The following is a 16,347-nucleotide window of genomic DNA, read 5'->3' on the forward strand; positions in this document are numbered from 1 at the left end:
GTGAGCGGCGCATGTTGTAACTTTTGTCTAACATCATTGGTATTTTTACCGCGCGATGACCTGCAGGGTCAACCAGCAGTCACGATGGCGGATGACCGCGGCCCACGTCATGGGGCTGCCGAGGGGCATGACTCCTGATACCATGTGGCCAATTTACCAAGGAGATTCCCGTGTCCGATCAGACCCAACAGCCTGTGACAGGCCAGTTTGACTTCGACCTGTTCGTCATTGGCGCCGGTTCCGGCGGTGTGCGTGCAGCGCGTACTGCCGCAGCCACCGGTGCACGCGTTGCCGTCGCGGAAGATCGCTATCTCGGCGGCACCTGCGTCAACGTGGGTTGCGTGCCGAAGAAGCTCTACTCCTATGCGGCTCACTACCATGATTCCTTCAAGGACAGCGCAGGTTTCGGTTGGAACATCGGCGAGGCTCCCCGGTTTGACTGGGCCACTCTGCGAGATCGCAAGACCGCCGAGATCACGCGCCTGAACGGCATCTACCGCAACATGCTCAACAACTCCGGCACCACGCTGATCGACGGCCGTGCCACGATCGCCGATGCCAACACCGTCGAAGTCAACGGCAAGCGCTATACCGCCGCGAAGATTCTGGTGGCCACCGGTGGCTGGCCTTTCCTGCCGGACTTCCCGGGCCGTGAGCATGCGCTGGACTCCAACCGCATCTTCGATCTTGAGCAGTTCCCCAAGCGCTTCTTCGTCATTGGCGGCGGCTACATCGCCGTCGAGTTCGCCAGCATCTTCAATGGCCTGGGAGCCGAGGCGCATCTGAGCTATCGCGGCGAGCTGTTCCTGCGGGGCTTTGACGATGAAGTGCGTGCCTTCACGCGTGACGAGATGGCCAAGAAGGGCGTCAACCTGCACTTCAACACCACCGTGCAGTCCATCGACAAGCAGGGCGATGTCTATCAGGTCAGCCTCAGCGATGGCCAGGTGCTGGAAGTCGACTGCATTCTCGCCGCGACCGGTCGCAAGCCGAACATCGATGGTCTCGGGCTCGAGAATGTCGATGTCGAGCTGAATGCCGACGGTACCGTGCGCGTCAATGAGCGCTTCGAGACCACCACGCCTTCCATCCTGGCACTCGGTGACATCACCGGCGGGCCGGAACTCACGCCGGTTGCGCTGGAAGAGGCCATGCATCTGGTTCGCGCACACTTCGGGGATGGCGTGGTCGGTGGCCTGGATTACGACACCATCGCGACGGCGGTGTTCTGTCACCCCAACATCGGCACCGTCGGCCTCAGCGAGGAAGCGGCGCGCGAGAAGTTCGACAGCATCCGTGTCTACACCGCCGATTTCCGCCCGATGAAGCACACGCTGTCCGGCAGTGACGAGCGTAGTCTGATGAAGCTGATCGTCGATGATGCAACCGACAAGGTCGTCGGCGTCCACATGGTGGGGGATGAGGCAGGCGAGATCATGCAGGGCATCGGCATTGCCGTACGTGCTGGCTTGACCAAGACCGACTTCGACCTGACGGTCGGTATCCACCCGACCGCTGCCGAAGAATTCGTGACCATGCGCAGCGTGACCCGCACTTGACGCCCCATGCAGGCTACGGTGAGGAAGCTCTGGGCTATTCCATGGGCAGCGTTACCATTCGTTGACACTCGTCAGCGATCGCCAGCTTGAAAAAACGCCTCGCGGCATCACCGCGGGGCGTTTTTTTATGCGCGAAGGGCGCTTGACCAGTGAATTTCTTGTCTGCCAGTTCAGGTCACCACATGATCTTGCCAGCGCATACACCTTTCGTAGCATAAAGCTTTTCCGTTACGTACCAGAGACATCAGCTATGCTAATCTCATCTCAGCGTCGAGCATCCACAAGTTGCTGAAATATCAACCTTGTCATGCAATGCGGTGATCAGGTTGTCACCTTCGCAGTATTCAGCCGGGATGCAAGACGGCAACACCAATAACAAGCCAGCAAAGGGAGTTTCAAGATGACCATGATCAAGAAGTCGTTGACAGCGGCGGTCGCGACCGCAGGTCTTGGCCTGATGGGGATCTCCGGTGGCGCCAGCGCCGCGGAGCAGACCTTCGTGACCATCGGCACCGGCGGTGTCACCGGCGTCTACTATCCGGCCGGTGGTGCCATCTGCCGCCTCGTGAATCGTGGCAAGGCGGAACACGGCATTCGTTGCAGCGTCGAGTCCACGGGTGGTTCAGGCTACAACCTGAACAGCATTCGTACCGGTGAGCTGGACATGGGCGTCGCTCAGTCAGATGCCCACTACAACGCCTATGAAGGCGAGGGTGACTTCGCGGACTTCGGCCCCAACAAGGAACTGCGCTCCCTGTTCTCCCTGCACCCGGAACCGTTCACCGTCGTTGCCCGCAAGGACAGTGGCGTGACCGAGTTCGATCAGCTGGAAGGCAAGCGCATGAACATCGGCAACCCGGGTTCCGGTCAGCGCTCCACCATCGACACCCTGCTGTCTTCCCAGGACAAGGACACCAGCGTCTACTCGGTGGCATCCGAGCTCAAGGCTTCTGAGATGTCCTCCGCGCTGTGCGACAACAAGATCGACGGCTACGTCTATGTCGTGGGTCACCCGTCCGGTTCCATCAAGGAAGCCACTACCACCTGTGACGCGACTCTGGTCAACGTCACCGGCGACGCGGTCACCAAGCTGGTCGACGAGAAGCCGTACTTCTCGGTCGCCACCATCCCGGGCGGCATGTATCGCGGCAACGATGACGACGTCACCACCTTCGGGGTGCGCGCCACCATCGTGTCCAGCACCGAAGTGGAAGATCGTGTCGCCTATGAGGTGGTCAAGGCCGTGTTCGACAACTTCGATCAGTTCCAGCGTCTGCACCCGGCCTTCCAGGTGCTGAACAAGGAAGAGATGGTCAGTGCATCGCTGACAGCTCCGCTGCACGATGGCGCCAAGCAGTACTACAAGGAAGCGGGCCTGCTGAGCGAGTGATGCGGTTGACTCGCTTGCCTGTCGCAGGCTGACCAGGCTTCACCACGGAGACCGCACATGTTGCGGTCTCCGTGCTTGTGCAGGAACCGTTGTAAAGACCTCACCTTCGTGACTCGTCGTCCTCATGAGTCGCAGCTCCTGCATGGCCAATGGATGGCTGCCGCCGGCGGGTCTGGTGATGCAGCAAGGCGCATGACTCATCCCCGTCGGTCTCAGCGGTGAGCAGGTGGGAAAGGTGGTACCCCGAGCGTCGCTCGGCGCTGAGTCAGGAAATATCGTCCTGATTCAGCCAATTAATGGAAACATCCGTCAGGCCGGACATACTGAAGATGTAACCTGCTTGATAAGCATGTGGCTGTGCAGCGTCATCCTGGGTCGGGAACATGGCGGGTAGACGTAGATGCCGTTTCCTGATGATGCCTGCCAACCATCGCCTGACTCGCGTTGATCGGATCATAAAAAATGACCAAAACTCAATCTTCACCGCCGTCCTCTGCGCCTGGCGCCGAGACGGATCATGATGCAGAAGTGCAGAAGATGCTCGAATCGGAGGTCGGCGGGCGTCATCCGGAAGGCTTCGTGGGGCGCCATTTCATGTGGCTGATCCCGCTTGCCTGGTCTCTTTTCCAGCTCTATCACGCCTCGCCCTTGTCGCTGCTGAACTCCGACACCGCGCGAGCCGTCCATCTCTGCTTCGCCATCTCGCTGGCGTTCGTGGCCTATCCCGCTTACAAGGGCGCGCCCGCCAATCGTATTCCTCTGTATGACTGGGCGTTGGCGATATTCGCCGTGGCGGGCGTGGCCTACGTGCTCATCTTCAGTGACGAACTGGCGCGACGAGCGGGTGCCTATACCACGACGGACCTCGTGTTCTCGGGCATCGGCCTCCTGTTGCTGCTGGAAGCGACCCGTCGCGCGCTCGGGCCGCCGCTTGCGGTCGTCGCCACCGTCTTCCTGCTCTACAGTCTATTTGGCGCCTACATGCCCGATGTCATCGCGCATGCCGGGGCCAGTCTCAACAAGCTTCTGGGGCATCAGTGGCTGACCACGGAAGGGGTCTTCGGTGTCGCGCTGGGTGTCTCCACCGACTTCGTCTTCCTGTTCGTGCTGTTCGGTGCCTTGCTTGAACGCGCCGGTGCCGGCAACTACTTCATCCGCATGGCCTTCTCGATGCTCGGTCACATGCGCGGCGGACCGGCCAAGGCTGCCGTGGTGGCGTCTGGCCTGTCGGGGATCATTTCCGGCTCTTCCATCGCCAACGTCGTGACCACCGGGACCTTCACCATCCCGTTGATGAAGAAGGTCGGCTTCCCTGGCACCAAGGCAGGCGCCGTCGAGGTGGCAGCCTCCACCAACGGCCAGCTGACACCTCCGATCATGGGCGCTGCCGCCTTCCTGATGGTGGAATATGTCGGCATCCCCTATCTGGATGTCATCAAGCATGCCTTGTTGCCTGCACTGATCTCCTATATCGCGCTGATCTACATCGTGCACCTGGAAGCGTGCAAGGCCGGCATGGAAGGCCTCAAGCGGACGCACAAGACCAGCCTGATGGCTTCGATGCTGACCTTCCTGACCGTCTTCATCGGCATGGGCGTGCTCACGCTGGTGGTCTATTACGGTATCGGCTGGATCAAGGGTCTGGCGGGTGATGGTGCGGTCTATATCGTGCTGCCGCTGCTACTGGCGTCCTATGTCGGCCTGATCGCCTATTCCGCCTGCTTCCCTCCGCTGGAGGAAGGGGACATCGATGAATTGCCGCCGGTGGGCCCGACGGTCAAGGTCGGTCTCTATTTCCTGCTGCCGGTCGTGGTGCTGGTGTGGTGTCTGACCGTCGAGCGCATGTCGCCGGGGCTTTCCGCCTTCTGGGCGGTGCTGTTCATGATCTTCATCACCGTGACCCAACGCCCATTGGTCGCGATCTTCCGCAAGGAAGGCAATCTGGGGGGGGCAACCCAGCGTGGCGGTGAGGACCTGTTCCATGGTCTGGTCATCGGTGCCAAGAACATGATCGGGATCGGTGTCGCCACGGCGGCGGCCGGTATCGTGGTCGGTACCGTGACCCTGACCGGGCTCGGGCTCAAGATGACGGCATTCGTCGAGTTCATCTCGGCAGGCAACCTGATGCTGATCCTGATCTTCACTGCCGTGATCAGTCTGATTCTGGGCATGGGGCTTCCCACCACGGCCAACTACATCGTGGTCTCCACGCTGATGGCGCCGGTCATCGTCAATCTGGGCGCCGAGAACGGCCTGATCGTGCCGCTGATCGCCGTGCACCTGTTCGTGTTCTACTTCGGGATACTGGCAGATGACACGCCACCGGTGGGTCTGGCCGCCTTCGCAGCGGCGGCCATCGCCAAGTCAGACCCGATCAAGACCGGTATCCAGGGCTTCACCTATGACATCCGCACCGCGATCCTGCCCTTCATGTTCATCTTCAACACCAACCTGTTGCTGATGAACATCGATAGCTACTGGCATCTGGCGATCACCATCGCCTCGGCGGTCGCGGCGATGCTGGTCTTCGCGGCGGCCACGCAAGGTTATTGGCTGACGCGTACCCGCTGGTACGAGACCATCGGCCTTCTGCTGATCACCTTCACGTTGTTCCGTCCGGGCTATTGGTGGGACATGGTCTATCCGCCAGTCATCATGGCGGCTCCGCAGCAGATCGAGACCCTGATGGAGGAGGCACCGGTCGACAGCAAGCTGCCGATTCATGTGTCAGGCATCAATCTGGATGGCGATGAGGTCTCCAAGACCGTGCTGCTGCCGGTGTCGGATGCCGACAGTGGCGAAGCGCGCCTGAGCGATGTCGGTCTGACGCTGGATATCAGCGACAAGCAGGTGCTGGTCAGCATGGTGGAATACGGTAGCGTGGCACAGCAGGCCGGTATCGATTTCGATTTCACCATCGATGGCATCCAGCAGACCGCTGAACGTCCACCGAAGGAAATCGCGATGCTGCCAGCCATCGTGCTGTTGTGGTTGATCGGCTGGTTGCAGGTGCGCCGTCGCCGTCGCGAAAGTGTCACTGCCTGATGTTTCGGGGTCTGAACGATCGAGACCCGTGACATTGTGCACCCGCCAATGAAAAACCGCCCCTGACATCGTCAGGGGCGGTTTTTTTCATCTGTCCTTCCGCAGCGCTCCTGGCGACGCGGTTGTCTGACGATCTGCGGCAGGGGATGTCTGGCAAATGAAATCTGGCACATGAAGAGTGGAGAGAGCCCAGTGGCTGAGTGCTCATGGCTGCACGAGATGCTCGGCAGGAAGGCCGGCAACATGGCCCGTGACGGACAGCAGATAGAGTGCGGCCAGCAGAGCCGGGGACAGATTATGCGCCTGCGTTGCGTGACCTGTCAGCACCCTGTGCGTGAAATCGAGCGCCAAATTGAAACATCCTCGACATATTCAGCGTGATAGCTTCAAAGGGCACACCCCAACGGAAGGCATGTCGCCAATGGTAAGAGTCGAGAAGCAGTCCCGTCGTCTGTACGTCCTCGATACCAACGTGCTGATACACGACCCCTCCGCCATCTTCCAGTTTGACGAGCACGATGTCGTCATTCCGATGACGGTGCTGGAGGAGCTGGACAAGCACAAGAATGGCCACAAGGAAATTGCCCACACTGCTCGCCAGATCAGCCGCACTCTGTCTGATCTCACCGCCGACATCACACCACAGGAGATTCTGCGAGGTATTCCACTGCCGGGCTCGTTGAATGGCGCCGGCAATCTTCATTTTCTCTCCGGTAGCATCGATCAGAGCGAGGCAAGCGCCGACAACCGCATTCTTGCCGAGACACGCAGTCTCGCGGCGCGCAGTCAGGATGCATCCGTCATCCTGGTGACCAAGGACATCAATCTGCGCATCAAGGCAGCGGCACTGGGCATGGCCGTCGAGGACTATCTGACGGATCGCGCCTTCAGTGACAGCGATGCCATGATCGAGGGCGTGAAGCTCTATCACGAGGCTGGGCCTGACGGTCAGGGCGTATGGGATGACCTGCAGGTGGATGTCACCGTCAGTCGAGAGAATCATCGCACCTTCTACACCCTCGCCGGCCAGATGCCCAAGGACTGGTATCCGGGAATGTTGATCGCGGATTGTGATCGTGGTGCCAGCTTCGAGGCCATCGTGCGCGAGCTGGACAATGATCACGCCTGCCTTGAGGTATTGCAGGATTTCCGCAACGAGCGGAGCGCCTGGGGCGTCAATGCCCATGACAGTCGCCAGAATTTCGCGCTCAATCTGTTGATGGATGAGAGCGTCGACATGGTCTCGATTGCCGGGAGTGCCGGGACAGGCAAGACCTACATGACCCTGGCGGCGGCATTTGAGCAGACTCTGGAGAAGAAACGCTTCGAACGTATCATCTTCACGCGTGCGCCGATCGCCATGGGGGAAGAGATCGGCTTTCTCCCCGGGACCGAGGAAGAGAAGATGTCGCCGTGGATGGGCGCCTTCCACGACAACATGGACAACCTGCTGCGCAAGGAAGGCGAAGGCACCAGCGCGTGGAACGAGGAGGCCACCCGTGCCTGGATTGGCAACCGTGTCCAGATTCGCTCGCCGTCCTTCATGCGGGGGCGAACCCTCAGCGACACCTTCCTGATCATCGATGAGGCCCAGAACCTGACACCGAAACAATTGAAAGGGCTGTTGACCCGGGCTGGTGCCAACACCAAGGTCGTGCTGCTGGGCAATGTCGGGCAGATCGATACACCCTATCTGACGGCCAATACCTGTGGTCTCGCGGTGGCAGTGCAACGCTTCGCCAATTGGCCGCATGCCGGTCACGTCACGCTCAAGTGTGTCGAGCGTTCGCGTCTGGCACTGGTGGCGGAAGAACTGCTGTAGATTTCTCGACAGCGGTGAGCATGGTATGACGTGAATCCTGAGGTGCGGGAACGCGCCATCCTCCAAGCGAAACGCCACCCCTGAGGGTGGCGTCTTTTATTGGTGTGAGTGTTGCAGCAACCTCAGCAGACGTTGCAGGAACATCAACACACAAAGGGAGGAAGCGGCGCGAAGGCCAGGCGCTCCTTGAGCAACTTGTTTTCATGCGTGATCTGGCTCAGCTGTGCCTCCAGACGAGATTGTTCCGCCATGGACTGCTCCAGCTGAGAGCGCAGATCCTTGAGCTCCACATCGCGCTGCTGTCGTAGCGTGGTTTCCTCGAAGCGACGACGTTCCTCTTCCTGAAGCAACTTCCGCTGCTCCGCCGTCTGGGCATCCAGGCGTTCCACGCGCTTCTCGAGCTGCTCGTGGCGGCGGCGATGCTGCTTGTCCAGCTCCTGCTTCTCCAGGCGCGCATCATCGAGCAGCTTCATCAGGCGCGTCTCACTGGCCTCGTGACGAGACTCTTCCTGCGCCAGGCGCTCCTTGAATTCGCTTTCCTGTTGCTGCACCAGCTGCTGATGGCGCTCATGGTCATGCTCGCGTGTCCGCTCGAGTGCGGTGACATCTTCCTGGGCAAGCGTCAGGCGCTTCTCGAGCTTCTCCTGCAATTGCTGCCATTGTTTGCGCTCACTGGTCAAGGTCGCCAGTGTCTGCACGCGCTCCTCGAGACGCGCCTGTACTCCCGCCAGTTGCTCCGTGAGTGCACTGAGCCGCTGCTCCGCATCCTCTGCGCGCCGCTGTGACTGTGCCTCGGCCTCACGGGCTGCCTCGGCCTGGCGGTCAGCTTCCTGCCGATAGTGCGCCAGGCTCTCGTTGGCCAGAGACTGGGCTTCACTCCATACCGTGGCCAGTGTCTCCGTCAGACTATCCGGCATCGCCTGGGTCAGAGGCTCATCACGTTTCTCGGCGCGACGTTGGCGCCATTCGCGCAGATGATCGCTGATGGTGGTGAAGCTGCCGGTCCCCAGCACTTCCCGAATCTTCTGCACGCTGGGCGCTTCACCACGTGCCATCAAGGATTCTATCGCTCGTTGTACATCCTCGTACTGGACGCCAATGCGCGCCATGGGAATCTCCGTCCGTATTCTGAAGTTGATGCTCAGCGGCCATTACGCCACGAAGTGACGTTCACTACCACTCCATTGGTCAGGATTCTGCGTGATATGCACAAGAAATCTTCCCTGTGCTCTCGCGGGCTCCCCTTTAGACAGGCTTCTGGCCGCTTAGCGTCATTGTAGCGGCTCGTCTGCTTGGGATAAAGATAATTACATATTACGTAATACGTAATTTACGTTACCCTTGATGGTCATAATTCATGATTACGCGCCTTATCTTGAATTATCATGGCCGTAACGTCACAATCAGCCCCCAGGCAACGCGACAGGAGTCGAGACAGTGGAGAAGGGCGCACACGGTGGCATGACCGCGTTGATCGGGCGCCTTGAGGGCGAGCTGGCCAATACCACCAGCACTGCAGCCGTCACGCAGAGTGGCGACGCTGCACTCATCAAGGCGCAGACGGACATTGAAGCCGTGGCGGCGTGGCTCAATGAATATCGCCACAGCCCGCAGACCCTGCGCGCCTATCGCAAGGAAGCAGAGCGTCTGCTTCTGTGGCTCAGGGCGGAAGGTGAGCAGGGGAGAGACGCCGCCCTGGCAAGTCTGGATCGTGAGCGGCTCGAGCACTTCGAGGCCTTTCTGGCCAATCCTCAGCCAGCGGAGGTCTGGGTTGGCAGTGTGCGTGCCCGCAGGCACCCCGAGTGGCGGCCCTTTCGCGGGCCGCTGGCTCCGGCCAGCCGCCGCCAGAGTCTGGTGATCCTGCAGGGGCTTTATGCCTGGTTGATCGAGGCCGGTTATCTAGCGCGCAATCCTTTCCGGCTGATGCGTGACAAGCGGCGCATGGACAATCGCACGCTGCGCATCGAGCGCTATCTCGAGCGTCCGCTATGGGATTGGTTGTGGGGGCGTATCGAGGCGCGCTGTGATGAGATGCGTTGTCACGTACCGACAGCCGGCAGTGCCTCCCTCGAGCGCGAGGTGTCGCGGGAGCGATTCATCGCGGAGCGCCAGCGGTTTCTGTTCGCGTTTGCCTACCTGATGGCGCCGCGTATCGCCGAGATGGCCGCCGCCAGAATGGGGGATATCATCAAGCGGGAAGGCCAGTGGTGGTGGCGAGTGATAGGCAAGGGTGCCAAGCTGGCCGAGATTCCGCTGCCGCCCCCGATGCTCGAGGCCCTGGTGCGCTGGCGACGCCTGCGTGGACTGAGTGACTTGCCACAGGCACTGCCCGCTGATGATTCACTGCCTCTGCTCGCGCGGTTGGATGGCACGACCCCTCTGGGCGACAATCAGCTCTACCGGTTGATCAAGCAGACGTTTACCCAGGCCGCCCACGATATGCGCCAGCGAACGGAGCGCCCCGGCGACGCCAGCGAGCTGATGGCACGCACGCTCGACCAGGCAAGCCCGCACTGGCTGCGTCACACCGCCATTACCCACCAGGCACAGGCCGGGGTAGAGCTGCGTTTCCTGTCTCGCTCCGCCAGACACTCACGGCTGGATACCACCTCTCGCTACCTGCATGCCGAAGACGGCGAGTGGCAGCAGCAGATGGCAAGGCACTCGCTGGCGACGACGACGGCTACCCCTGAGGAGGAGGCGTGACTGCTGGCATGGCGCCAGGCTTCACGCCTCCCGTGCGTCCGTCGGAGTCAGGCGTTATCATGGCCGACAGCATATTTTCAGACACTCTTCAGTGACATCATCGGGAGTCAGCATGAGCGACGCGCAACAAGCGCAGGCGGAACTGGTCGAGGAATTCAGCTTCTTCGACAATTGGATGGACCGCTATCAGTACATCATCGACATGGGCAAGGCGCTGCCGGAGTACCCGGAAGAGTTGAAGGGGCCTGAGACCAAGATCGACGGCTGCCAGTCCAACGTCTGGATTCATCCTGACGTACGTGGTGAAGGCAGCGAGCAGCGTCTGCACTTCCAGGCCACCTCGGATGCGGCCATCGTGGCAGGCCTGATCGCCGTGGTGCTGCGCATCTACAACGACCGGACGCCGCAGGAAATCGTCGCCACTCAGCCGACCTTCCTCGCTGAGCTCGGCCTCGACAAGCACCTTTCGCCGACACGCTCCAATGGCCTGCATGCAATGCTCAAGCGCATCTACGGTGTTGCCGAGCTGCACGCCAACGCCTGACGCCTGGCGAGAAAAGAGGCCTGACGATAACCAAGACGCCCGCCATGCCGATCGAGATGTCTCGAGAGGCCTGGCGGGCGTCTTTGTCATTGCGATTGTCATTGCGATGACGCGCTGACTGGACCCAGCGGGAGGTTCGCAGTGTCGTCACAGGCTCAGCGGTGCTCCTTGACCTCCAGCACATGCGTCATGGCCTGTTGCTGACCATCCCAGACGTAGCGCAGGTGGGGGCCCTGAATGGGGATGCTGACCGCCGGTGGACGCAGGATGGCCGCGCATTCGGCATCGGACTCAACCTTGGCATGGCGGACGCTGGGGTAGAGCAGACCATGACTGCCGGTATCTCTCATCTTCGCCGCGAAAGCCTGGCCGGCCGGGTAGCTGGCCGTGTCCGGCTGGCATAGCTCTGCGTATCCCTGGCGAATGTCGTGCAAGGGTTGCGTCACGCGATTGACGTAACTGCGCATCGTCATTTCCTGGCTGGGTTGCGCGGTATCGGCCAGAAAGCGTGCCATATGAAAGCGGGTTTCGCTGATGGCGGTGTCCAGGCTACTGGCGCAGTAGTAGACGCCGAAGCTGCCATCGGTGAAACGTGATGCGCGCCCGATGTGAGTGAAGGCCGCCATCACCGGTGTGGAGCCCGGCCCGCTGATGCGATCCTCGGGTGCGACACGGTTCAGATCGCCGGCCTCCTCGCGCAGACGATCATTGGTCAGCGCCTCGATGGCGAAGGCCATCTCCAGCTCATCAGGCTCGAGAATATCCTCGAACACCGAGATGGGCGGGAAGGCGCTGGAGATGACGCGCCAAGCGTTCTGCCAGTCAGGCAGTGTCAGGGCAGGTTGGGGCAGGGCGCTCATGCTCATCCACGCACTCCGTCGAGATAACGACGGGTGTCGGCCAGTGATACCACCTGCCCGGCCAGCATGTAGTCGAGCGCGCTCTGCCCATTGAAGGGAGCGGCGCGATTGGGGCGGCGCACCCATTCATGGGTCATTTCAGGCGTGTTGCTGAACAGGATGCGCAACGCCTTGTGAATCCCCATCACGTAGGAGATACGCTCCAGGGTGTCATTGGGCAGGCGGACTTCCGGCAGCTTGCGGTACTTGTGATAGGTGGTGGTGCCGATGCCGCCGAGCAGCACGCGTTGATCGGCAGCGCTGCATTGCCATTTCTCCATGATGTTGAAGAAGGACTTGAGGGCAACGCGACCCGCGCTGGGGCTGGTCGGGGACACACGATCGATGGCGGTTGCGGTGGACATGGCGCTCTCCTGCTGACTGACGATGGCATCGCACATGACGCCTTTCACATGTGAAGTATATCACGACTTAACTTCACATGCGCAAATCAGCTCGCAGGAGCGTGCGACACCATCAGGGCGTGGGGCCTGAGTCGCGGTCATTGCCCGCGCAGCAGTCTGACGATGGCTCCTTGCGTGGCGGCACGGGGTCCACTCCTCCGGGGCCACCGAGGGGATGACAGCGTGACAGGCGTCTGACTGTCAGCCAGCACCCCTTGAGCGGCCCATGCACCTTGATGGCCTCGAGGCCATAACTGGAGCAGCTGGGATAGAAGCGACAACGCGGCCCCAGCAGCGGGCTGAGCACCAGCTGATAGCCGCGCAGCAGGCCGGTGAGCAGGCGCGTCATGCCAGCCGTCACCGCGCGCGATAGCGAGCCGCGAGCAGGGCGGGGATTGGGGTCTCGTTGACCTGACTCAGGCGTTGCCATACAGCGTGTCGGGATCAATGATCGGTGCATCGGTGATCTCTGCGCCTTCGGCGTCAAGGCGCCAGTAGAAGCAGCTCTTGCGTCCGGTATGGCAGGCAGGGCCGGTCTGATCGACCTTGACCAGCAGGGTGTCACCGTCGCAGTCAAGGTGGGTGCTGACCAGATGCTGCTGCTGACCGGAGCTTTCGCCCTTGCGCCACAGCTTGCTGCGCGAGCGCGAGAAGTAGCACACGCGCCCAGTGGTCAGCGTCTCGCGCAATGCCTCGGCATTCATCCACGCCATCATCAGTATCTCGCCGCTGTCATGCTGCTGGGCGATGGCAGGAATCAACCCGTCGCCATTCCACGGTAGGGCAGCCATCAGGGTGTCCAGCGCGACCTTCTCGCCGACCTGTGCATTTTCCAGCGACTTGAGCAGTCCATCCTGTGCCATTGAATCCATATCCTTGCAGAAGCTGTATCGAAGGCTGGCCCCGTCGCAACGTTCACTGCGCAGGTTGCAGCGTTTCTGTCCGGAGGCCAGATCTCAAGAAGTCTCAGTGTAACAAGCCGCGATTCAGCGGCGCAGACCGCCACGGGCGCTACGCCAGATCAGCGAGACCAGATAGGCGATCCCCGCCACCAGTACGATGGTGGCACCGGCAGGCAGATCGAACTGCCAGGAAAGCGCCAGACCACCGGTGGTGAAGGCCATGGCCGCCAGACTCGCGATCACGATCATCATGCCCAGTGAGCGCGCATGATGGCCGGCCAGCGCGGCTGGCAGTGACAGCAATGCCAGCACCATGATCAGCCCGACGGCCTGCAGCAACAACACCACGGTGATGGCGACCAGTACCAGCAACAGCAGATAGAGCGTCTTGACCGGCACTCCTCGCAGGCGAGCGAACTCTTCATCGAAGATCACGGCCGTCAGTGGACGGTGCACGACCAGCAGCACCAGTGCCAGCCCACCCACCATCCAGGCCAGGGTGCCGATGGCGTCCGCGGGCACCAGCAGCAGATTGCCGAACAGATAGCTCATCAGATCGACCTTGTAACCCGGTGTCTGACTGATGAAGAGGATGCCGGTGGCCATGCCGATGGCCCACAGCGCACCGATGACGGTGTCTTCCTGATCAAACCCCTTGAGGCTGATATAGCCGATCAGCAATGCCGCGAGGATGGCACTGATGAACGCACCGACGAGCGGGCTGGCCCCCATGAAGTAGGCGATCCCCATGCCGGCAAGCACCGTGTGGGCGATGCCGCCTGCCAGATAGCCGATGCGGCGTACCACGACATAGGGGCCGACCAGGCCCGCCGCGAGGCTTGCCAACAGGCCGGCGAAGAGGGCGTTCTGAAGAAAGTCCTGGCTGCCCAGGGCGGTGATGAAATTCATGTGTTGTAAGCCTAGAGCGCGGGGCAGGCGCCGTGAAAGAAATGAAACCCGCCAGGCAGCCTGTCACGGGCCGCCGTATCAATGATGGTGATGAATCATCTGGACGTGTTCACCGTAGAGCCGCTCGATCGATTCGGCGGTCAGGGTCTCGGTGTCATGGACGATCATCTTGCGGTTGAGACAGGCCACCCGATCGACATAATCACTGATGAAGCCGAGATCATGACTGATCACCACGACGCTCATGCGATTGGCCAGCCGATTGAACAGCTCGAACAATGAACGCTCACCATCGCTGTCGACACTCGCGGTGGGCTCATCCAGCAGCAGCAATTGCGGCTCGGCCGCCAGTGCCCGGGCTATCAGGACACGCTGCAGCTGACCGCCGGAGAGGGCATCGATATGCCGGCGGCGCAGATGGCTGATACCGACTTCCTCCAGTACCGCACCGATCGCCTCACGATCCGCGCGTGGCCAGGGGCCCCATTGACGCTTGCGTCCCTGGCGCCCCATCAGCACGACGTCTTCCACGCGGATCGGAAAGCGCTTCACGAAATTGGCGAACTGTGGCACATAGCCGATATGGCGTGCGGCAGATTGGGGAGTGCGCCCCAGCACGCGGACACACCCAGCTGCCGGCTTGTGAAGGCCAAGCACCAGCTTGAGCAAGGTGCTCTTGCCGCCTCCATTGGGGCCGATCAGCCCCACGATCTCGCGGGCGCCGACCTGGAAGTCGACATCGTCGAGAATGACCTGCTCACCATAACGAAAGGTCACGCCGCGAATATCGATGGCATCCGGTGCATCCGCCGGGACCGGGCGAAATACCGGACCGACACTGCGCCCGGTGGCTGGTGCATCCGGATGGCTGTCCGGGCGCCGGCGCGCGACGGAGATGGGGCTGGCCATGACGAGAGGTACCTCTTTGCAACGCAGACGGGCGCGTGAGCGCCCGTCTGACTTTTTTATGGGGCAGAGCATTGTGCAAGATCATGCCGCATGCGCAATACCTGGCCAGAAATTACTGACTGTCGGTCCGCTCGAAGCCTGCTTTCAGTGCTTCGGTGGCACGCTTTAGATTCTCGAGATAGTCCTCGGCCAACGGGTCCAGCACGGCGACTTCGGCATCCAGCGAGCTGGCGATGCGCTTGGCGGCCGTCTGGGAGAATTGTCCCGAGACGAAGATGGTGCCGATATTCTCATCCTTGGCACGTGTGACCAGAGTGGCCATCTCGCGTGGTGTAGGCTCACGACCACTGACTTCAATGGCATGCTGCGCGAGTGAGTAGCGATCCGCGAAGTAGCCGAAGCTGGGGTGGAAGATCAGGAAGTTGCGACCCTTGTAAGGTGCCAGCGCCTGCGCGATCTGCGTGTCCAGCGCATTCAGGGTCTTGAGCAGCCGCTGCTCATTGGCATCGATTTCACCGGCATGTTCAGGCAGCTGGGCTTCCAATACCTTGGCAGTGCGCTCGACGACGGTCTGCATTCGCTGCGGATCCAGCCAGAGATGAGGGTCGGCTTCGCCGAGGTCTTCATGCTCATCATGGCCCGCGTGCTCGTCATGATCCGCGTGGTCTTCATGGCCATGCTCGTCATGATCTGCGTGGCCTTCATGGCCGTGCTCGTCATGCTCTGCATGGTCTGCGTGGTCTTCATGCTCATCATGGCCCGCGTGCTCGTCATGGTCGGAGCCGTGATCATGATGATGAGCGTCTTTACTGCCGAAATGGCGCGTGTTGAGACCCTCTTCCAGATGCACGACCTGCATCTCGGCATTGTTCTTCTCGAGACGCGGCAACCAGACCTGCTCGAAGGGTACGCCGATGGCGAGATAGAGGGGAACCGTCGACAACTCGGCCACCTGGCGAGGGGTCGGATCATAGGTGTGCGGGCTGTTGCCCGGTTTGACCAGCGTCGTGATCTCGACATGATCCCCGGCCAGCTGATCGACCATCCACTCGATAGGCGGCACGCTGACGGCGACATGCAGTGGCGCACTGTCTTCGGCTTGCGCGTTGGGGGCCGCCAGAACGGCAAGCGCACCCAGCACGCTCAACGGCAGGCTACGCGCAGCCCGCGAACCCAGCGTGCGCTGGATCCGGGACAGCAGCTTTTCGCAGAACACTTGGCGAGAGGCCAGGGGAGAGCCCGCATGCATACTCATGAC

Annotated in this window: 14 protein-coding genes; 6 read left to right on the forward strand and 8 right to left on the reverse strand. The window is 61.1% G+C overall.

All coding sequences use genetic code 11. The features are described 5' to 3' along the window. Nucleotides 1-170 precede the first annotated feature (170 nt). The 4 genes from gorA (at nt 171) to OW493_RS05735 (ending at nt 7,816) form a co-directional block, all read left to right on the forward strand. Complete coding sequence (gorA, locus tag OW493_RS05720) at nt 171-1,559, forward strand: glutathione-disulfide reductase (protein ID WP_254696484.1); 1,389 nt, start codon at nt 171-173, stop codon at nt 1,557-1,559. Nucleotides 1,560-1,959: 400 nt separating this feature from the next. Then, on the forward strand, nt 1,960-2,949 hold the full coding sequence (locus OW493_RS05725) for a TAXI family TRAP transporter solute-binding subunit (RefSeq protein WP_103751429.1): 990 nt from the start codon (nt 1,960-1,962) through the stop codon (nt 2,947-2,949). Between the two features lie 462 nt (nt 2,950-3,411). After that, nucleotides 3,412-5,994 (forward strand): TRAP transporter permease, encoded by a 2,583-nt coding sequence (locus tag OW493_RS05730; protein WP_127735429.1) that lies wholly within the window; start codon nt 3,412-3,414, stop codon nt 5,992-5,994. A gap of 421 nt (nt 5,995-6,415) precedes the next feature. Then, complete coding sequence (locus tag OW493_RS05735; RefSeq protein ID WP_077376418.1) at nt 6,416-7,816, forward strand: PhoH family protein; 1,401 nt, start codon at nt 6,416-6,418, stop codon at nt 7,814-7,816. Between the two features lie 143 nt (nt 7,817-7,959). On the opposite strand, the gene OW493_RS05740 is transcribed toward OW493_RS05735, so the two are convergent. After that, the gene (locus tag OW493_RS05740; RefSeq protein WP_289863556.1) at nt 7,960-8,925 is read right to left on the reverse strand and encodes a DNA-binding protein; all 966 of its coding nucleotides are present in this window, start codon (nt 8,923-8,925) and stop codon (nt 7,960-7,962) included. Nucleotides 8,926-9,253: 328 nt separating this feature from the next. Between OW493_RS05740 and OW493_RS05745 the strand changes: the two genes are divergently transcribed. Both OW493_RS05745 and OW493_RS05750 read left to right on the forward strand, forming a co-directional pair. After that, nucleotides 9,254-10,522, forward strand: coding sequence for a site-specific integrase (locus OW493_RS05745; protein WP_289863557.1), 1,269 nt, complete (start codon nt 9,254-9,256; stop codon nt 10,520-10,522). Nucleotides 10,523-10,634: 112 nt separating this feature from the next. Further along, a complete protein-coding gene (locus OW493_RS05750) occupies nt 10,635-11,066 on the forward strand; it encodes a SufE family protein (protein ID WP_084208681.1) in 432 nt (143 codons plus the stop codon). A gap of 155 nt (nt 11,067-11,221) precedes the next feature. On the opposite strand, the gene OW493_RS05755 is transcribed toward OW493_RS05750, so the two are convergent. The 7 genes from OW493_RS05755 to OW493_RS05785 form a co-directional block, all read right to left on the reverse strand. Then, on the reverse strand, nt 11,222-11,932 hold the full coding sequence (locus OW493_RS05755) for an RES family NAD+ phosphorylase (protein WP_289863559.1): 711 nt from the start codon (nt 11,930-11,932) through the stop codon (nt 11,222-11,224). Next, nucleotides 11,929-12,330, reverse strand: coding sequence for an MbcA/ParS/Xre antitoxin family protein (locus tag OW493_RS05760; RefSeq protein ID WP_279875023.1), 402 nt, complete (start codon nt 12,328-12,330; stop codon nt 11,929-11,931). The genes OW493_RS05755 and OW493_RS05760 overlap by 4 nt, the downstream gene beginning before the upstream one ends. Before the next feature lie 112 nt (nt 12,331-12,442). Beyond that, a complete protein-coding gene (gene yidD, locus OW493_RS05765; RefSeq protein WP_217622036.1) occupies nt 12,443-12,718 on the reverse strand; it encodes a membrane protein insertion efficiency factor YidD in 276 nt (91 codons plus the stop codon). A 67-nt stretch (nt 12,719-12,785) separates the two neighbouring features. Next, on the reverse strand, nt 12,786-13,241 hold the full coding sequence (gene hisI / locus OW493_RS05770) for a phosphoribosyl-AMP cyclohydrolase (RefSeq protein WP_084208680.1): 456 nt from the start codon (nt 13,239-13,241) through the stop codon (nt 12,786-12,788). Nucleotides 13,242-13,355: 114 nt separating this feature from the next. Next, complete coding sequence (locus OW493_RS05775) at nt 13,356-14,180, reverse strand: metal ABC transporter permease (protein ID WP_077376406.1); 825 nt, start codon at nt 14,178-14,180, stop codon at nt 13,356-13,358. Between the two features lie 78 nt (nt 14,181-14,258). Continuing rightward, complete coding sequence (locus OW493_RS05780; RefSeq protein WP_136937812.1) at nt 14,259-15,089, reverse strand: metal ABC transporter ATP-binding protein; 831 nt, start codon at nt 15,087-15,089, stop codon at nt 14,259-14,261. Nucleotides 15,090-15,201: 112 nt separating this feature from the next. Next, nucleotides 15,202-16,344 carry a zinc ABC transporter substrate-binding protein gene (locus tag OW493_RS05785; RefSeq protein WP_289863560.1) on the reverse strand — a complete coding sequence of 381 codons (1,143 nt, stop codon included), beginning with the start codon at nt 16,342-16,344 and terminating at the stop codon, nt 15,202-15,204. Between the last annotated feature and the right edge of the window lie 3 nt (nt 16,345-16,347).

It is taken from the genome of Cobetia sp. 14N.309.X.WAT.E.A4, assembly GCF_030397495.1.
Classification (GTDB): Bacteria; Pseudomonadota; Gammaproteobacteria; order Pseudomonadales; family Halomonadaceae; genus Cobetia; species Cobetia marina.